Source organism: Photorhabdus noenieputensis, assembly GCF_018448935.1.
Classification (GTDB): Bacteria; Pseudomonadota; Gammaproteobacteria; order Enterobacterales; family Enterobacteriaceae; genus Photorhabdus; species Photorhabdus noenieputensis.
The window spans coordinates 1-20,013 of sequence record NZ_RCWC01000020.1; the positions used below are offsets into that span (position 1 = coordinate 1).

General features: G+C 40.4%; 15 protein-coding genes and 2 pseudogenes. 9 read left to right on the plus strand and 8 right to left on the minus strand.

What is annotated here, in order from left to right; translation table 11 throughout:
* Window positions 1-11: 11 nt before the first annotated feature.
* Window positions 12-62, plus strand: a pseudogene (locus EAE91_RS24265) (hypothetical protein); the annotation flags it as partial.
* 101 nt (window positions 63-163) lie between these two features.
* Here the strand turns inward: EAE91_RS24265 and EAE91_RS13905 are convergent.
* A pseudogene (locus EAE91_RS13905) lies at window positions 164-259 on the minus strand (IS66 family transposase); the annotation flags it as partial.
* 350 nt (window positions 260-609) lie between these two features.
* Between EAE91_RS13905 and EAE91_RS13910 the strand changes: the two are divergent.
* Window positions 610-1,116, plus strand: coding sequence for a hypothetical protein (locus EAE91_RS13910; protein ID WP_214089018.1), 507 nt, complete (start codon window positions 610-612; stop codon window positions 1,114-1,116).
* A 147-nt stretch (window positions 1,117-1,263) separates the two neighbouring features.
* Here the strand turns inward: EAE91_RS13910 and EAE91_RS13915 are convergent, their stop codons facing one another.
* The gene (locus EAE91_RS13915) at window positions 1,264-1,992 is read right to left on the minus strand and encodes a LuxR family transcriptional regulator (protein ID WP_214089019.1); all 729 of its coding nucleotides are present in this window, start codon (window positions 1,990-1,992) and stop codon (window positions 1,264-1,266) included.
* Between the two features lie 492 nt (window positions 1,993-2,484).
* Between EAE91_RS13915 and EAE91_RS13920 the strand changes: the two genes are divergently transcribed.
* The 5 genes from EAE91_RS13920 to EAE91_RS13940 all read left to right on the plus strand — a co-directional run bounded on the left by EAE91_RS13920 (window position 2,485) and on the right by EAE91_RS13940 (window position 12,944).
* On the plus strand, window positions 2,485-3,054 hold the full coding sequence (locus EAE91_RS13920) for an AidA/PixA family protein (RefSeq protein WP_214089020.1): 570 nt from the start codon (window positions 2,485-2,487) through the stop codon (window positions 3,052-3,054).
* 819 nt (window positions 3,055-3,873) lie between these two features.
* A complete protein-coding gene (locus EAE91_RS13925) occupies window positions 3,874-4,464 on the plus strand; it encodes an inclusion body family protein (RefSeq protein ID WP_214089021.1) in 591 nt (196 codons plus the stop codon).
* A 655-nt stretch (window positions 4,465-5,119) separates the two neighbouring features.
* Window positions 5,120-6,787: a ShlB/FhaC/HecB family hemolysin secretion/activation protein gene (locus EAE91_RS13930; RefSeq protein ID WP_214089022.1), complete on the plus strand. Its 1,668-nt coding sequence runs from the start codon at window positions 5,120-5,122 to the stop codon at window positions 6,785-6,787.
* A 65-nt stretch (window positions 6,788-6,852) separates the two neighbouring features.
* Window positions 6,853-11,295, plus strand: coding sequence for a hemagglutinin repeat-containing protein (locus EAE91_RS13935; RefSeq protein ID WP_214089023.1), 4,443 nt, complete (start codon window positions 6,853-6,855; stop codon window positions 11,293-11,295).
* A gap of 551 nt (window positions 11,296-11,846) precedes the next feature.
* On the plus strand, window positions 11,847-12,944 hold the full coding sequence (locus tag EAE91_RS13940) for an ISAs1 family transposase (protein WP_214089024.1): 1,098 nt from the start codon (window positions 11,847-11,849) through the stop codon (window positions 12,942-12,944).
* A gap of 330 nt (window positions 12,945-13,274) precedes the next feature.
* On the opposite strand, the gene EAE91_RS13945 is transcribed toward EAE91_RS13940, so the two are convergent.
* Both EAE91_RS13945 and EAE91_RS13950 read right to left on the minus strand, forming a co-directional pair.
* Entirely contained in the window at window positions 13,275-13,748 is a 474-nt protein-coding gene (locus EAE91_RS13945) for a hypothetical protein (protein WP_214089025.1), read from the minus strand.
* Window positions 13,712-13,882, minus strand: coding sequence for a hypothetical protein (locus tag EAE91_RS13950; protein ID WP_214089026.1), 171 nt, complete (start codon window positions 13,880-13,882; stop codon window positions 13,712-13,714). Before EAE91_RS13950 ends, EAE91_RS13945 begins: the two co-directional genes overlap by 37 nt.
* 228 nt (window positions 13,883-14,110) lie before the next feature.
* On the opposite strand from EAE91_RS13950, the gene yhjD reads away from it, so the two are divergent.
* Both yhjD and EAE91_RS13960 read left to right on the plus strand, forming a co-directional pair.
* Window positions 14,111-15,103 carry an inner membrane protein YhjD gene (gene yhjD / locus EAE91_RS13955; protein WP_214089027.1) on the plus strand — a complete coding sequence of 331 codons (993 nt, stop codon included), beginning with the start codon at window positions 14,111-14,113 and terminating at the stop codon, window positions 15,101-15,103.
* Window positions 15,104-15,157: 54 nt separating this feature from the next.
* Window positions 15,158-15,364, plus strand: a complete 207-nt coding sequence (locus EAE91_RS13960; protein WP_214089028.1) for a 2-hydroxymuconate tautomerase family protein — start codon at window positions 15,158-15,160, stop codon at window positions 15,362-15,364.
* Window positions 15,365-15,407: 43 nt separating this feature from the next.
* Here EAE91_RS13960 and EAE91_RS13965 read toward each other — a convergent pair whose 3' ends face one another.
* From EAE91_RS13965 to dppD, 4 genes are all read right to left on the minus strand, one after another.
* Window positions 15,408-16,898: an insulinase family protein gene (locus EAE91_RS13965; RefSeq protein ID WP_214089029.1), complete on the minus strand. Its 1,491-nt coding sequence runs from the start codon at window positions 16,896-16,898 to the stop codon at window positions 15,408-15,410.
* 177 nt (window positions 16,899-17,075) lie between these two features.
* A complete protein-coding gene (locus EAE91_RS13970) occupies window positions 17,076-17,783 on the minus strand; it encodes a HAMP domain-containing protein (protein ID WP_214089076.1) in 708 nt (235 codons plus the stop codon).
* 224 nt (window positions 17,784-18,007) lie between these two features.
* On the minus strand, window positions 18,008-19,027 hold the full coding sequence (dppF, locus tag EAE91_RS13975) for a dipeptide ABC transporter ATP-binding subunit DppF (RefSeq protein ID WP_214089030.1): 1,020 nt from the start codon (window positions 19,025-19,027) through the stop codon (window positions 18,008-18,010).
* A complete protein-coding gene (gene dppD, locus EAE91_RS13980; protein ID WP_214089031.1) occupies window positions 19,024-20,004 on the minus strand; it encodes a dipeptide ABC transporter ATP-binding protein in 981 nt (326 codons plus the stop codon). Before dppD ends, dppF begins: the two co-directional genes overlap by 4 nt.
* Between the last annotated feature and the right edge of the window lie 9 nt (window positions 20,005-20,013).

A 20,013-nucleotide genomic window follows, 5' to 3' on the forward strand; every position in this document is an offset into this window, starting at 1 on the left:
AGCAGGCGGGCATGAGCGCGCTGGCACAACAACATTACCGCCACCTGCGCCAGGCAGGACAACACCTGTCGCTCGCCGACTGGGAACCCGGCCTGCTGGCGGCACTGGCAGAAAAAGCCCCGATGACAACAACGGCAGCAGCTTTACCCTGTCCCGCCACACCCCTGACCGCATTCTCCGCCCGGTTGTTGTCTATCGGCACCCGGCCATCATCCAGATAACACACCAGCGCCGGCCAGCGCTTCAACGTATAACCTATCTACCTGAAATTGATGGAAATCGATTTTGATGTGGAAGGAATGGTTAACCGGCGGCAATTGGTTTATTCGATAATAATTTCGTTAGTGACTATTTACATGGTTTTTTATTAGGCGTAGCATCAGGAGTGCTTGATGACTTTTTATACGATATTCATCCGGTACATGTGAGTCAGCTTAGTTACACACACCTTTCTAAGTTGCGTTGTTTTGGATGGTTCTTATTCATCTAATCTAAGGTCAAGCAAGCTCAAGTCATTTTTAATCTATCCAATGAAAGGAGCGCAACAATTAATTAACTCTTTACAAAACAACCTTTTATTTCCTTTAACACTAACGAAGAGGAAAAACCATGAAAAATCACAACTGGTTATCGTTATTCACGCTTTTAGTATTCACTACCAGCGCGTCGGCATTTGTGGTGAAGAATAGTTGGCCCGGCACGAAAGTAGGTGAACCAATACCTAAAGTCAATATTCCCCGAGTTCTAGCAAAGAATTTGGCTAACTTTGACGACCTTGATTTTCGTGTCTATACAAACCAAAAATGGAATGAGCTACAGAAGAGCCATGCCGAGAACATTATTGTTCACTATCCTGATGGTAGTATTACTCAGGGCCTTCAAGCGCATATTGACAAGCTGAAGGTGAGTACATCCCCTGATATCCAGATCACAGAGCACCCGGTACGGTTTGGTACAAATGATGGGGTATGGACCGCGGTAATAGGATTCGTTAGTAGGAAACCTAAGGATGGTAAACCTACAGGTGGTCAATCCTCGATGGTAACACTTGGGCACTGGAACAACAAAGGAGTTATGGATGAAGAGTATCTGTTTAGTCAACAGGCGAAGAAATAGTTAGGTATTAGTAATTGAATTGATTCAACAACTTCGTACGGACTTGCTTAAGGGCAAGTCCGTAATAATTACTATTCTGCCAAAGTAGACGTGTATTTGGTTGAGGCTAAAAAATATAATCATCTGATAATTGCAAATTGATATTAGTTATATATAGCCAAGTAATGCAGCTTTAGCTATTGCCTGGAATTTATTCTTACAATCCAGTTTTTTGACGATATTCATTAGGTGAAAATCAACTGTACTTTTAGTGACACAAATGGTTGATGCAATTTCACTTGATGTCATCCCATCTGCGGTATATCTTAATACTTCTAATTCTCTATTTGAAAATGAAGTTTCATCTATATAAAACGATTGCAAATACTTTGTGTGTGATGTTAAATATCTGATTATCCTAATATATACTGCTAAAATTTCTCCACTGCATTTATACATTGTCTCGTTATCAATAGGCCCATCTTTTCCTGCAACAGAAAATATTCCATCCGTTCCTGAAAATGCAGGAAGACCAAACGTGATCCCAGAGCGAAACCCATATTTCTGATTAACATACCAAAGCTCTTGCCCATTGGATTTGGAAAAAAAATCCAAGTCCCATATTTTTGAAAAAGAAGGTGGAACAGGTCGGAAATTTAAAACGGGATCAATCATCCAATACTTTTTTTCTATATAAATGGTTCTCCAAGATTCATTATAATTATTAAAGAAATACACTTCTCGGTTAGAGATAGGAAAACGCGCCTTTAATAAAAGGGAGAACAAACTAAATCCCGAAATTTTGTTAATAAGCTCACAAATTTCAGCTACAAAATGGGGGTCTACATCTAATTTATGAAAATTATAGGGTAAGGCGTATGGTCGATTAATATTCATTCAATGTCCTCTTGAAAATTAAGAATATTGATAGTGAATCCTAATATTTATTATAGTAGCAGAATTTACATTTAATAAAGAAAATAATTATTTACTGTTATACAAAAGCAAGATTTGATAAGCCACAATGTATTATTTGTAAACGAAAGAAATTATATCAATAGGATTGAAATTTTAATAATCATGAAAAATAATATATATAAAAATATATTATAGCCACATTAAGAATTTTAAACTACTTTTAAGAAAATATAAGTTATTATTTAACATCTTAATATAAAATTCTTATGTTTTATCCTTTGCAACAAAAAATCAACTAAAATATTGAACTATATGAAGCAATACCTAATAAAAGTATGAGTAATTTTCCCATATAAACTATGATTTATACTAGTAGCTGTTTCAACCTTAATAGTTAATTATTAATCCGAAAGATCATTAGAGAATAACAAATTCAAAATAATTAAATTTAAAATATAAAGAGGAGATATAATGAGCAATACGATTTTATCTGGCAATACTGTTACAGCTGACGTTACCTTTGTTATTGATGTTGAGAAAATTCGTCAATCCGTTATGCAAGGACATCCGGCAATATCTATGGACCCCCTCCATCCAACAACAATCAACTCTGGAGTATATATAGCCACTTATACTCCAAAGGATGGACTGAAAGTGACTTCTTCATCTGGTGCCAATATAACAGTTCCCATTAGTTCAAATATTAGATGGAGGGCGACAACTGTATCTAATAATTTCGACTATTCTATTGTATTATATAAATTCCAGAAGCTAAGCTCAGGCCACGATATCATATCGCACCCATCACAAATATGGTCACAGCGCCCTGGAGGTAAAGAAGTTCCAGTAATTCCTTCCGGAGTAAATGCTAATGAGGACGCACCTAAACTAGATTTTATTGAACTTAACGATAGTTATTTTCAAGCGATCGCTCTGAATAGAGGCTCCGAACAATATACATGGTGGTTTGCCGCTTATGACGGTAGAAATCTCTTAGGATATTTCCGATACGATCCATATATTGAAGTAACTAATAGCTAAATACTTGTATACCCTTCATCTTTCAAGTTGCCTCTTTGTTGGCGGCACTCGGTCACCCCGGTCACATAGTTACCTATGCTGCTGGGGATTCGCTCTCTTGCCGTCGCGATGCGTCTTGAAATCCATAGGGTATATACTGTCATTTTCTACTGGGAAATTATTAAAATAATTTTCCAGTATTTTTAATTTTCACTAAATATCTGTAACAGACATCGACTCATATAACAATAAAATTAAATGACATTATTAATTTATAAAGAAAATATTCCAATATATAAGTAAATTTTATTACCCTCCATAAATTCAATAATCTCCCAATGCCCTCTTTAAAATTAATAGTGAATCCTAGTGTTTATTATAGCGATTAAATTTAAACTTAATAAAGAAAGCAATTATTTACTGTTATACAAAAGCAAGATTTGATAAGCCACAATGTATTTATTCGTAAACAAAAGAAATTATATCAATAGGATTGAAATTTTCATAATCAGGTAAAATAATATATATAAAAACATATTACAGCCATATGAAGAACATTAAACTATTTTCAAATCAATATAAGTGATTATTTTATATTTTAATCTTAAGTTTTTATGTTTTATTTTTCACAACAATAAATTAACTAATATATTGGGCAATATGAAGTAATACCTGATAAATGTATGAGTAATTTTCCCGTATAAACTATGATTTATACCAGTAGCTGTTTCAACTTTAATAGTTAATTATATAAAAAGAAAGTTATTATAATAATAATGAGTAAACAAAATAATCTTTCGATTACTAATAAATAGTTTAAATATGTAAAGAGGTGTTATAATGAGTGAAATCATTCAGGGTAAAAATGATACTGTTACAGCCAGAAACTCTGTTACAGCTGATGTGACCTTTGTTATTGATATTGAGTCAATAATTGAATATCTTCGCAATAATCATCTTACAAGTTCTCTGGACCCTACAAATCCAACAATTATCCGTCAGCATGTATATATCGCTAATTATACTCCAGAGTTTGGACTAAAAGTGGCGAGTTCATCTGGTGCCCGTGTCACTGTTCCCATTAATGCAAATATTAGATGGAGGGCGACAACTGTATCTAATAATTTCGACTATACAATTATACTGTATAAATTCCAAAAGCTTAGTAAAGGAGAAGATGTCATCTCTGTCCCATCACAAATATGGTCACAGAACCCTATGGGCAAAAAAATTCCAATGGTCCCTTCAGGCGTTAATGCAGATGAAGATGCACCTAAGGTAATTTTCGTTGAATCACAAGATAGCTATTTCCAAGCAACCGCTCATAGACCCGGCGTAGAACAATATACATGGTTCTTTGCTGCTTATGATGGCAAAAAGCTCCTAGGCTATTATCGATATGATCCATATGTTGAAGTAACTAATAACTAATCATTTGTATCTTGTCATTTTCTACTGGGAAATTATTTAAATAGTTTTCCAGTATTTTTATTTTTCCTTTATCAACTTTACCTAAATACCTATAACTATTACCTTATAAAGAGAAATTTTCCAACATTATCAGTAAATTTCATTCCCATCCATAAATTCACCAATCTTCCGACAATTATTCTGTTATCGGCTCAAATGACTTTCTCTCTATTATTTATTTCTTTAGCTAAAATAACTTACAGGAACTATTACATCTGACATTATCGTCTATCCGGCTAAATAACAGTGAATTAAAATTTAGCTTATTATTACTTGATTAGGTTAAGCTTTCCTTTCTTTAAAAATCTTCCTAGTACAACCCACGCTATTCTTTAAAAAACTCATTGCCTGTTACTTATTCCACTTAAGTTAATTCATTAATAAGCAATAAAATCATTGCTCTTATTAACTCATTATTATCCGAATAACCAACTAATTAAAATTTCTAATAGAAAATCGAGATATAAAAGAAACGCCACTCGTTAATCAGAGCAAGATATAACCAGGAGTGTGCTTTAATAACGAATAAATTAGCCAATATGTGTGTCATTACTATCAGGCTATCATCCTATATTTATGTTTTATGGAATAAAATATCATCCTTATCGGTGAATGAATGATAAAAAGAATATCTATTTTAGTATTGGGTTGTATTTCCTTTCAGATAATCGCTTCACCGGCAGAGGTAAATGATAATCTGCCAATGACTGAGGCTAGAAGAACTCTGCAAGATAGTTCCAGAGAAATTAACCAACTGATAGAACAACGCCGATATCAGCAATTAAAGCAGCAGGCTAATACCGTTCCTGAGTCAACTCCTGCGCCAATATTGCCGGAATCTAAGCAATGTCTGCCGTTAACCGGTGTTTACCTTAAAGGGATATCTCTGCTCTCGATTCGGGATTTAAGTACGCTCAGCGCTTTGTCCCCGACGTGTATCAGCAGTCATGATATCAATCGGCTCAGCCACGAACTGACTCATCTTTATATCAGTAAAGGCTACATCACCGCCCGTATTCAGTTTATTGCGCCTAATATCGATGGAGAGTTAGGGATAAATGTTATCGAAGGGTTTATTGAAAAAATCGAAGGCGGTGATCGCTGGGTGAATAGTAGTATGTTATTTCCCGGTCTGGAAAAACAACCACTCAATATCACACAACTCGATCAAGGTTTAGATCAGGCTAACCGGCTACAGTCCAATAAAACCACCCTGGATATTTTACCGGGAACGGTGAATGGTGGTTCAGTGATTAAACTGCATAATCAGCGCAGTAAGCCTTGGTTATTGAATATCAAAACTGATAATTATGGACAAAAGAGTACTGGGAAATGGCTGGTCCGCACAAATGCCAGTTTTGATAGTCCATTTGGTTTATCCGATTTCATCAGTCTGAATGCCAGTAGTACGTTAGATAGCCCATCAAACCGGTATAGCCGTGCTTATACTCTGCTTTATTCAGTGCCCTATGGCGCAGCAACATTCAGTGGGTTTGGTAGTTATTCCCAATATGCCAGCCGCCCCCATTTACAAATGAGAACCATAAAGATTTATGGTGATACTCAGCAAATCGGCATGCGTTCCGATTTTGCCTTCTATCGTAATCAATCTCAGATTAATAGTGTCAGCGGGCAATTAACTTACAAGAATTACAATAATTACATCGACAATGCCAAGATTGGCGTCAGTAGCCAAACATTGAGTGTCTTTGAGCTCGGTGTTAATCATTTACATATCATTCCAACCGGATTAATCACGCTCAATCTGAGTGTTGAACAGGGTTTGCCCTGGTTTGGAGCACAAACCGGAACCGCTTATCTCGATAAACAGTTCACCAAAGGCAAGTTGATGGTCAATCTGCATCAGCGTTTTATGCTGTTCAACTCGCCTTATCAGCTCAATAACCTGTTTTATGGACAATACAACCGGCGAGGTCTGCCCGGCGTCGAATGGCTAAATATCACTGATCGGAATGCAGTCCGGGGATTTAGCAAAAATACGCTATCCGGGGATAACGGCTGGTATCTGCAAAATACGTTATCCCGGACATTTCCCCTCGCCAACAGCACATTATCAATGCGTATCGGCATTGATACCGGCCGGGTTCAGGGATATCGCAGCCCACAAGGCTGGCAAAGCAGTGCCGGAATCAGTTCTGGCGTCACGCTGAAATACCAGCGCATGGTATTCGATATAGAAACCAGCCGAGGAAAGCTACTTTCCAATCGCCAAGCATCTGATGAACCCATTCAGGTGCTAGTCCGTTTTTCTTACTCCTTTTGATGGTTTTAAGCAGTACCCAACGCTGTACACACAGTAATATAACTAAATATATAGAGACTTAATGTATGAAAAACAAAAAATTCAGGTTATCCCCTACCGGCAAGCTTGCCGCTTCTATGGCAATCATTCTTGTCTCTTGTTCTACCAGTTTTGCCAGTGAAATCGTTGGTGGTGGCGATTCAGCACACCATCCCGATATTTTCGCGGCCGAAGGTAAAGCAACGGTTGTAAATATCGTAACACCCTCTTCTTCCGGGCTGTCACATAACCAATATCTGGATTACAACGTCGGTCAGATGGGCGTCGTGCTAAATAACGCGCTGGAGGAGGGGCAATCACAATTAGCCGGTCAGCTCGCCGCTAACCCTAATTTAAATGGTCAAGCCGCTAGCCTGATTCTGAATGAAGTTATCAGCAGGAACCCTTCCTTGTTATTAGGTCAACAGGAGGTGTTTGGCATAGCAGCAGATTATGTACTGGCAAACCCAAACGGCATCACCTGTAATGGATGTGGTTTTATCAATACTAACCGCGCTTCTCTGGTTGTGGGTAATCCATTGGTAGAACAAGGTGATTTGCAAGGTTTTAATATGTTTAATAATCAGAATAGTCTGAAAATTAAATCGGATGGTTTAATCGCTAATGCAATTCTTGATCTTATCGCACCCAAAATTGACAGCCGGGGCCCAGTCACTGCTCAAAAAGAGATTAATGCGATCAGTGGTGAAAATAAAACCTCAGCCACAGGAGAGATCCTTGATTCTCAGCAAGAGTTAACCAGTGTGCTGGATAGCTATTATCTCGGTAGTATGCAAGCCGGTCGTATCCGTCTACTTAATACCGCAAAAGGCAGTGGAGTTAATTTGCAAGGTTCTCTCACTGCTAGTGATGAGATTATGGTTAATTCCCACGGCAATCTCAATTTAGAAGCGGCGCATCTGCAAGGCGGAAATATCGATCTCACAGGCAATAATATTGAGGCAAAAGGTAAAGTCAGCGAATCAGCATATAGCCGTGATGGTAGTAATAATTACCAAAGCTATTTCAGCGGTTCTTATGCTAATGATAGTAAAAGTAGCCAGTCACTTGCTCGCACTCAACTCGCAGGCAAAAATATCTCATTGGTCGCCAAGAGTAATAACCGGATTACAGCCACAGATATCGTGGGTGATGATGTTAATCTAAGTGGCGCTAATCTGACTTTAGATGGGCAGCAGTTAAAGCAATCCACTAAAAATATTGATAACCAATGGAGTTATTCCCGGCGCAATGAGGTGACTCGGGAAAGTGAAAAACTGCATCAGGCAAGGAATACGATAACCGCCCGGCAGAATGTGAATTTAAATGCCGTTGAAGGCGATGTTAAGATCCGTGGCAGCCAAATAAAGGCCAACGATAAGCTGGCCATTACAGCGAAAAAAGATGTACAGATTGCCGGTTTAACTGAAATAGAAACATCACTAGAAAAAGGTTATAAAAAAAATCAAACGGCTAAATTGCAGACCGGAAGTTGGGAAGAGAGTAAGCAGACCGAGCGCTTGATTGCCAGTGAATTACAAGCAGGTAGTAATCTTGATATTAAAGCAGGAAATCAAGCCGAGATTTTGGGGGCGAAAGTCCATGCAGGTCAAAATTTGACACTGGAAGCCGGTAAACAACTGCAAATCGATGTTCAGAAAACGGCTAACAGCAGTGCTGTACGTGATGATAAAAGGTACTGGGGCGGTATCGGTGGCGGCAAGAATAAAGACAATAGTGAGTTAAAAGAAACTAGCCATGCGTCTGAACTGACGGCGAATGGACGTTTATTGCTATCAGGTCATGAAGGTATAGCGATTACCGGCAGTAAAGTAAAAGCGACTCAAGGTGCCTTTGTACATGCTAATAGTGGTGAAGTAACCATCGATAATGCGGTCAGTCATATCAATCACAAAGTTGATGAGCGAACAGGCACCGTACTTAACATCACTAATAGTTCAAAAAGAACCAATAGCCAGCAACAGAAATCTCATGGCAGCGAGTTGGTTTCAGAAGCGGATCTCAAACTACTCGGTGATGAAGATATCAATATTATTGGCAGTCAGGTGCAAAGTACCGGCGCGCTTAGCCTGAACACATCCGGCAATATCAACGTGCTCTCTTATGGCGAACAGAAACAGGTTGATAAACAAAGCACCTCTCTGGAGCCGCAAATCCACTTCCAACCAAAGGGGGATAAACAGTATCGTGCCGGAATAGGCATTGAACATACCAGTAACGGCCAAAAAAATCAGACGATAACACAGCAAGCTTCCACGTTGAGTGGAGGTAGCATTACTATCGATGCGGATAAAGATGTCACCCTGCGCGGTTCCAATCTGGTGACGACTACAGGTGATGCTAAGATTACCGGCGCGAATGTTCATCTGTTAGCCGCGGATAATAAAAAATCCGAACAGAAATCTCAGAGTAAAAAATACGTTGGTGCCTATCTTACTGGAGGAATCGATAAAGTCGGCTCCGGCATTCATGGTAGTTATGAAGGTAACAACAACAATCATACCAGTACGACCGCCGTTGTTTCCGGCTCTCAAATCGCAGGTAATTTGAACATTAAAACCAACGGTGAATTGGTTCAGGAAGGCACGAAGCATGAAGTCAATGGCACTTATACCGCAGAAGCAGGCAAAGTCAGCAATCTGGCCGTATCGAATACGACATCAAATGCCAACCACAAACTACAAGTTGGCGCGGATATTGGTGTCAATGTCGATTATAGCGCGGTCACCCGTCCAATGGAGAAATTGGTCAAAGAACCCGGTAAATCTGCGCTGGATGGCACTTTAACCAAAAAAGGCATACCCAATTTCGGGGCAGATATTGGTGCCAACGGCGGTAGCAGCCAGACCACAGATAAAAAGTCCGAAGCAGTCGTGACCTCTGTTCAGGCCGGCAATGTTGTCATCAAAACCAATGGCGAACTGTATGATCAGGGCACTCAATATCGTGCTGATAAGGGTAACGTTCTACTGACTGCCGGTAGCCATAACAGTGAAGCAGCACAGAATCACCACGAAAGCAGTCACAGTGAAACCCGCGGCAATGCTGACTTACGTGTTTATACCACTACCGGTGAAGATATTTCCGGTAATGGTAAAGGCAAAGGCGGCATACAAAGCAGCCATACCACGACAACCGAAGCAGTAACCAGCCGGATTACCGCTGCGGATGACATTAATATTCGCGTCGAAAGGGATGCTGAATATCAAGGCACATCTCTGAATGCTGGGTCTGGCAAAGCTAATATAGATGCTAAAGGTGATATCCGTTTTGATAATGCTACCAATAGCATGACGAAAACAACAACCGGTTATAACGGAGAAGCATCTGCTAAAGGGGGGAACTCGCCAGAGGGTAAGAATGTTCATATTGGTCTTGGCGGCGGTTACAACACAGATAGCAAAAATAGTACCACAGCTCAGGTCAGTGAAATTGGCGGTAAACAAGGCATCAACCTAAGTGCGGGCAATAATTTGACGTTGAAAGGTGCAGAAGTGACCGGCAAGCAAATCGACCTGAATGCTAAACAAGGTAATGTTGAACTGGTATCTGCTCAGGATCGCATTAACAACGATGGTTGGGAATTTAACCTGAAAGGCAGTGGAGGTAATGCAAGTTCGCTCAAGAAAGCGGAAGATGACAGTACAACCACTACCACAAAACAGAACTTTGGCGGGGAAGTCAAAGTAGGGATTGATCGCCTGCAAGCAACAACCCAACGTAATAGCCATATCAAAGGTGAAAATGTCGTCATCAACAGCGGCGGTGATACGACCGTGGCCGGAGCACGAATAGAGGCGGCTCAGGTAACAGGCAGTATTGGTGGTGATCTACGAGTTGAAAGCCGTAAGGATACTGAACATGGGTTAAATGTCGGTGTTGATGCTGGCATGAATTACACCAAAGAATCCAAAGTAAAAAGTGACGATATCCCTAAAGACGAGTCAACTAAGGATGATTCGTCTAAAGACGATGTGTCGAAAGATGAGATATTGAAAGATGATCCAGCTAAAAACCCAACCGAAGAGCCACAACCGAAAGGATGGCAGGAAAGATTAACCTCTGCGTTTGATAGTCTTAATAATATTAAAGGCATTAATGGGGTTACAGGTAAACTTAAAAGCAATGTCGATATTAAAGATCGAGAAAATGTCGGCGAACAATCGGTTATTTCCGGTAATCAAGGGGTTAATTTAGATGTAAAAGGAAATACTCATCTGATTGGTGGGCAGATTGGTAGCGAGAAAGGCAATGTCATTCTTAATACCCAAAATGTGGAACAACAATCTGTTACTAGTTATGACAATAGTAAAGGCGGTAACGTTGCATTACCTGATTCTGTTAGCGGAATTGTTAAAGCAGTTCAGGAAGGTGTATTGTCCGGCAAAATACCTTTGGTGAAAACTTATAGCAATGAAACCGAAAGTAGTACAACTAATGGCGAAATAATTAATCGTAAATCTGATTAATTTGTTCTTTTATAAAAGATCCTTCAAATGAGGGATCTTTTTATTGCTACGTATATTGAATGTTTCAATAGTTCCAATTGACAATGTTAATTCTTTTTCATATTGTTAAAAAATTAACAAATGACTTGGGAATATAATTTTGTTTAGAATTTACAAGAGAAAATTAGAACTTAAAAAATACTATAAATCACAGACTGGAATAAATGGAATATTTAGAAAGGAAACTATTTGTTCAAATATATTCACTACATATATTATTTTTATGATTGCATTTAAGTTCAATAATCCATTGTTTAGATATGTGGATTACGCGATGGCAATAATGCTAGTCATTACGTTAATAAGTCTGTCTATTAAGATAAGTAGAGAATTTAATATATTAATAAGCAGATATCAATCAGAGGATACTAATTACTCTAACGATAGGGTGAGATCTCACATTTTTAGTAAGGTTATTAAGATTAAATAAAAACCCGTGATCACTTCTTATGGCCATCTCCCTCATTAAAACGCTAAGATCACTCTATTCTATTAAAATAGTGATTATAACAATGAATATTTTCAGCTTTATCAGCAAGATAGACGACCCCCGTTCTGACATCAATAAAAAACATGAATTAATGGATGTGATTTTTTTGGCTTTTGCTGCCGTGTTATGTGGGGCTTCTGGCTGGAAATCCATTCAGGAATTTGGGGAGATACAAATTGAGTGGCTTAAACAATATACGCGCTTTACTCATGGCATTCCTCGTCGTCACTGTATTGCTAATATTATCAAAATGATAGAACAAGATGCACTGGTTGAAGCCTTTTATGGCTGGATCAACCAGCGCCGGACCAAGGCAGGAAAAAGTCTTATCGCTATTGATGGAAAAACAATGAGAGGGACTTGCAAAGGAACCCTATTTGAAGCTCTGCATGTGGTCAGTGCTTATGATGTGGAATCCGGTGTTGCCCTATATCACCGGGCAGCTGAAAGTAAAGGCAAAGAAGGTCCGATTGCAAGACAACTGATTGAATTATTGGCACTTGATGGAGCGATAGTCACAATGGATGCCCTGCATTGTCAGAAAGAAACCCTTGAGTTAATTACTCAACGGGGCGGCGATTTTATTGTGGGTGTCAAAAGTAATCAAAAAAAACTTTCTGAGTTTGTTAAATCACATTTTGCTGCGCATTATGAAAGTAATGAACTTTTTGAATTTACAGAGAAAACCAAAGGTCATGGGCGAGAAGAGTACCGCCACGTTATGCAAATTCGTGCCGGGTTGCCGGAAGAACTTCAGACAAAATGGCCTTCAATACAATCGATTATTGAAATAGTCAGTGAACGAAAAGTGAAAGGTCAGCCCCCCCACCGTGATTCACGCTGGTATGTCAGTTCACTCCCTTTAGATGCAGAACTGGCAGCTACGGCAATAAGAAAACACTGGTCGGTGGAAAATGAGCTGCACTGGGTTTTGGACGTGACTTTTAGGGAAGATGCTATCTCGCTTAAAGATCCTGATGGAGCAGCACAAATGGCTCTTTTTAATCGAATTGCATTAAATGTAATTAAACAAAATACCAGTATAAAGGATAGTCAGGCGGCTAAACGTCGAAGAGCAATATGGTCAGCGGAATTTCGTAGTCAACTTATCTTTGATTAAATTAAATACAAAGTGAAATCCCGCCCTGACTCTAACGAAAAGATAAAAACTTCACGTAAAGTATTAATTTCAATTATCTTAATATCTGTTTCAACATTAATGTGGATACCAATCTCATATTTATCCAGCATTATTATATATAATTTTTCACTAAAAGTGTTTTCACTGATGATTATCAGCATATCAATATACCTAATCATGAAAATATTTAATCAGAGAGTACTCACTATGCATGAATAAGGGTATTAACTCAATACAAGTACGCTTTATACTTTGAATTGTTAGATAATAAGCCGCCACAATGAAAGCGGCTTTTAAATAAAGTTAGCATCAATATTCTTTTATTTCCTTTGAAATTTGATAAATATTTTCTATACCGATAGAACATTCATCATCTGAAGCTAAAGTCGTTGTTATGAAACTGAGTTTATCCCTAGATTTGTTGGTAAATGTTACATGATACATTTGCCTATAAATCGGCTGAGATAAATAAACATCATCAAACTCATGTTTATCAATCAGTACTTTTTCCCTTTCAGCCTTAGCTATTTCACGTTGTAGAATAATAGCCACTTCACTTTTATTTAATCTCTCAGAAAGAATTAATGATGTTTGCGTTTTATCGAAATCGATACTATGTCTATCAATACCAAAGTCATTCAAACTATTCGCAGTAAGCTGAGTTGCCCATCCATTTATATCTGAACAATCAGGCCCTGCGGCAATAGCAGATATTGAAAATGATAATACAACTACCGATAGTAATATTATTCTACCGTTAAATCGTGATCGCCACTGACCCATATTTGTTTCCTGATGGATAAATTAAGAACAATACAACCGTCAGAGCCTGTTCCAAGATGTTTCCTATTATCGCCATCAATTTTAAAAGCATCTCTTCCACACATATTATTACTGCCATCCGGGTACACGGCCATACTAATTACCTCCTGAGTTATTATTTCATTGGTCAATATTATATCAATGACATTAATAAATGGAAGATTAAATTTCACCCAAGACTATCGCCTGGAAAATCTTTCCTCGTTGGGCTGGTGGCATATCACTTTGACAAGTGACCTAGATTTGACAACGGAATCATCTCGTAGAAACATGGCATGATGAGATTACTCATATTCAAGCAAGGTAACTATTTGAGGCTATACATGCCAAAGCGTACAAAAAAACAGGAAACAACCCAACATCAGCCAAAACGGTTGTCCAGAACACCTTTGGAGAAGGGAATTCATCACGGTAAAAAAGCGATTTCTCTGACGGTCAGAGTAGGAAATTATATCCGCACTATTCCTATTATCGCTCACTTTATCCGTGCAACGCTGCGTTTTAATGATCGGATGGGTAATCAGTTTGGTGCCGCAATAACGTATTTTTCCTTCTTATCACTTATCCCAATTCTGATGCTCTCTTTCGCCATTGCCGGTTTTATTCTGGCCTCTAATCCCGATTTGCTGGCAAAACTGATTAACGGTATCGCCAACAGTATTAGTGATCCGACTCTTGCCAATACGCTGAAAAATAGTGTCGATACAGCAATTAAACAACGTACTACCGTGGGATTAACCGGTTTGGCAATTGCGCTGTATTCCGGTGTGAATTGGGTCAGTAATTTACGTCAAGCCATTCTTGCCCAATTCCACCCTGTCTGGGTAAGAAATCAGGAAGATAACGAGAAAATCTATTTTAAATATCTTCGTGATTCTATTTCTCTGATTGGGCTATTATTAGCGCTGGTCATCACGCTATCATTGACCTCTATCGCAGGTTCTGCCCAAGCAACCATCGTCAATATGTTAGGGTTAGATGGCATTGAATGGCTGCGTCCATCCTGGTTCTTGATTGGATTAGCCATTTCTATTTCAGCTAATTATCTGCTTTTCCTATGGCTATTTTGGGTGCTGCCTCGCCACCAGCCAGAACGCAAAGCGCTATTGAAAGGAACATTGATGGCAGCAATAGGTTTTGAAGTGATCAAGTATATTATGACCATGACATTGCCGCGCCTCGCCAATTCTCCCTCTGGTGCCGCATTTGGTTCTGTTATCGGCCTGATGACATTTTTCTATCTCTTTGCCCGCTTAACGCTATTCTGCGCTGCCTGGATAGCCACCGCGGATAATAATTATAAAAATACCGAATAAATATGCCCTGGCAGAGCGATCTGCTAATAATAACCCAATGAAAAGGAGCTGTTTATGCCGTTTGTTAATATCAGAATTACTCGTGAAGGTGCTACAGCAGAACAAAAGAAGCAATTAATTGAAGGAGCCACTCAGTTACTGGTCGATGTATTAGGAAAAAATCCGGCGACCACTTTTGTCATTATTGATGAAGTCGATACTGATAATTGGGGAATCGGCGGTCAGAATGTGACTGAACTTAGAGCTGAGGCTAAAAAGTAGTCCCCAATGATGAAGGGCGGTATTGTCCGCCCTTTTTGTTGCTTTAAGACGCTTTTTCCTCAGGCTTAGGTATCGGTGGTTGTGCCGGAATATCAACCTTATCCTCATGTGGTGTCAGCGACATAATCTGATTAAAGCTGTTTCTTAACTGGTCAACATCCATCTCCGCTTCCCCTTTCGGTTGAATCAGAATAAATGCCACCTCTTGTGACAGGATCTGCTTCAATTCACGATTAAGCATTTCAGGGGTCAAGGAAGCTAAAAATGCTTGTCTCAAACGCTGATACTGCTCAGGGGCGATATCCACCACATTGCTCTGTTGGGACAAAAGGCGCTGATTAATCAGAATATCCGTGCTGGTATGACCATACATGGCAAATAACTGGCTAAGTTGAGCTTGCTTTTGCGTATATAGCTCATCAAATTGCCCCTTCGGCAATCCTTTATCGCGTAGCGTGGCCAACTCAGCCGCCAGATATTCCATTGCCGGTTTTAGATTACCGGCTGCCGTGTTGAGATTCAGGGCGCAACTCGCACGATGATACTGGACTTTACAATCCAGCCCCAATTTCAACGCTTTATCATTTTTCCTTTCCAGCCCAAGTTGCAAATAGCGATAAAGCGCCTCGCGGGTAATATCACTGATCCAATAGTGATTTAGCACATGTGAATCATTAATTGGCTGCCAATTGAGATCCCAAATCAAGGATAAAGTATCTTCTTTCTTTTTATCGCTGATAACCCCGATGGTCTCCGGTTTCATTGGTGACAACGCTGCAATAGTGGCCGGAGTATGGCGTTTACCTTTCAATGATGAAAACGCTTGGCTGATATTTTCCGGCAGAGTACGGCTATCCACATGACCCGCAACGTATAACGTCATCATGTCAGGGGTATACCACTGCCGGTAAAACTGCTTAAGCTTCTCCAAATCAATAGGTCGAGACGCATTTTGCGCCGGATCGTGCCCTAACAGCGTTGAACCTTTCAAACGTCTACGCCACACAGGATCTTGTATATCGGGTGGATAGGTTGCGACGGATGCACCAGCCATTTTCATGGCATGTTGCAGTGTCTCAGGTGTAAATACCGCTTTGCCCGCTGCATCAGCCAACCAGTTCAATGCGTCTTTTAGTAGTTCAGGCCGATTATGTGGCAAGCTCAAGCTATAAAGTGTGAAATCATATGAAACAATAGCTGGAGGCAGTGGGTATTTTGGATCAATAGCACTGTTCCATAACTGCTCTAATTTGGTGGAAGATAAACTTTTGCTACTAAAGAGCACGACTTTCGGAATCAACCAGGTATAACCCGCTTGTTGGGTTTTCTCCGCCAGTGACCCTGTTTTCACGACCAGGCGCAACTGTATTCTGTCGTTAGGACGTTGTGGTGTCTGCAAAATTTGCCAGTTAAAACCGTTTTCCAGTTTACCTTGTTTCCAGGCAGGGTCAGGCTGCAAGGCTTCTGCCTGCGTCTGGCCCGCAACTGCCAGCATTATCCCACCAATAACATAACGAATCTTCGTACCCTGCATGTGAACCCCTATAGATGTCTATCCTTGGTTTTAGCCTTCGAAGGTTTAACCATTGATGACAGAATATGTTCCCTTCGACCAATAATAACGGTAGAAAAAGCAAAAACCTGAATTTTAGCAGGCGAAATCCTGTCAGGATTATAAAGAGGATTAGACCTCAAACCGCCATGAATGGTTTCATGATGACGGAGGTTTATGCTTATCAAATTGACGATTATATCCCCTGATTAGCAGACCCAGTTCATCATCCTGATGGTATTTAGGGCAAGCCATTGGCTCTGATGGTTGATCGTTATTAAGATCCCGCGCAATGTCTCGTAATGGGTGCACAATAATCCGGTTGATACACCAGCTTATTGACACCGTAAGGATAAGGGCCAGTAATAAATAAGTTGTCAGCATCAGTGCCAACGTATTAATAGCAAAACGATATACTCGGTTGGAATCCACTTGCAGAATTAGATGCCCTAGCGGTTTAGTATCTGTCGATACTGAACCATAAACATGAAGAGGAATACTCACTTCCACAGGGATACCAAAAACACGTTTGGCCAGTTCAGGGATTGGGCGATGGGTAGCAAAACTCAATCGTATCACCCGGATATCCTCCGGCAACACCACATCTGCCCGCCCTAAAATACCTACAGTACGCAACCCTATCAGCAACTCTTTTGCTTTACTCAGATCGGAATTAAGTAGTGCTTCCGTTAAAGGTGCCTGTACCTGAACTGCCGCATTATTAAGCTGGCTGATATAATCATCTTTACGTTGCTGTATAAAATGACACAATTGAATCGTAATAAAAATAGCAATGGTCACCAGCGTGACGCCGGTCACTGCGGCCATCTGTTTAATGGTTAACGAACGTTTGACGCGCAATTTCATTTTCACTTAAACCAATGCCTGTGGATATCGCAGTTATAACACGTGATCAATGGAGTTGAGTATACTTGATTTTATCGCTAACGCCCCTGTTTCACTTATCCAAGTCGTTATTTTCCTGAAATAATTGCCTTTAGTAGCTATCAGAAATATAAGTAAATATTTAAATGGTGATACTGGCTAACCCAATATCACCAAAGATGTTTTATTGAATAATTGCCAACCAATTATTCCACTGCAACATTTTCATCCTGATCAACTGCAAAACAAGCGATTAATTGATTACCATATTGATTCAGTTTTGGCTGAAACTGAGTACAAACACTAAGTGCCCGGCGGCAACGCGCGGCAAATGCACAACCGGGTGGTGGATTCATCGGGCTTGGCAATTCGCCTGTCAATTTTATCCGTTCACGGCGTAATTCAGGGTTCAACCTTGGCGTTGCTGATAATAACGCCTGTGTATAGGGGTGACGTGGATGACTAAAAATCATCTCTTTACTGCCTTTTTCCACACAACGACCAAGATACATCACCATTACTTCATCAGCGATATGTTCAACCACCGATAAGTCATGGGAAATAAAGACATAAGAGAGCCCCAACTCTTGCTGCAAATCCATCATCAGATTCAATACCTGCGCCCGCACCGAGACATCCAATGCCGAAACCGGTTCATCCGCAATCACCACATCCGGGTCTAACATCAGACCACGGGCAATCGCAATCCGTTGGCGTTGACCACCAGAGAACATGTGTGGATAACGGCTGTAGTGTTCGGTTTTTAGCCCCACTTTTTCCATCATCTGCAACACTTTTTCTTTACGTTCCTGTGCGCTCAACTTGGTGTTGATCCGCAAAGGTTCCTCCAGAATCTGACCAACTTTCTTACGCGGATTAAGTGAACCATAAGGATTTTGAAACACAATCTGGATTTTCTGACGGCGTAGCTTTTCAGCATCTTTATTGGGTACCAGCAGATCTTGTCCCTGATAATAGAGCTCTCCGTCAGTTGGTTTTTCAATCATCGTCAGCAATCGCCCCAACGTAGATTTACCACACCCTGATTCACCAACAACTGCCAGCGTTTTTCCCTTTTCCAGTTCGAAAGAGACGCCATCCAGCGCTTTTACCGTTCTAGCAGGTGAAAATAACCCTCCCTTAATTGGGTAATATTTTTTTAGATCTGTCGCTTTTAATAACGGCACAGCGGATATTTGCTGCGCCGGATAGAGATACTCACTCATGCTGTCGGCCTCCCCGCATCATCCAACGGTATATGGCATTTCACCTGACGTTCCCCCACTGTTCTTAATTCCGGCTCCACCTGACGACAATGGTCATTTGCATAGGGGCAACGTGGATTCAGTAAACACCCGATAGGCCGGTCATATTTCCCCGGCACAACTCCCGGTAAAGAGGCAAGGCGAGATTTATCCGTGGCAAATTCAGGTAATGCCCGGAGTAACGCCTGAGTATACGGATGACGCGGTGCTCGGAAGATCTCCGATGCCTTGGCGGATTCCACAACCTGCCCGGCATACATTACGATAATATGATGAGCAGCTTCTGCCACTAATGCTAAGTCATGGGTGATTAATATTAGTGCCATATTTTCCCGCTGTTGTAACTCCAACAACAGTTCAATAACCTGCGCCTGAATGGTGACATCCAAAGCGGTTGTCGGTTCATCAGCAATCAGTAATTTTGGTCGGCAGGCAATCGCCATTGCGATCATCACTCGTTGGCTCATACCACCTGATAACTGATGCGGATACACATCCAGACGTGATGCAGGATCAGGGATACCAACCAAGGTCAACAGATCAATCGCTCGCTGGCGACGGGTACGACGATTGCCACCTTGATGCACTTTCAGCGCCTCCATAATCTGAAACCCAACGGTATAACAGGGATTCAAGCTGGTCATCGGATCTTGGAAGATCATCGCCACTTCCGCACCAACTAATTGGCGGCGTTCCTGTTCAGAAATTTTGGTCAAATCACGCTGGTTAAATTCCAGTTTGTCAGCCATTACCTTGCCAGGATAATCAATCAATCCCATCACAGCCAATGAACTGACCGATTTACCCGAGCCAGATTCTCCGACAATCCCGACAACCTGCCCTTGCTCAACTCGGTAACTGATGCGGTCAACGGCGCGGAATGGTGCTTCTTCGTCACCGAAGTGAACCGATAATTTTTCTACATTTAACAGTGCCATTTCGCCACC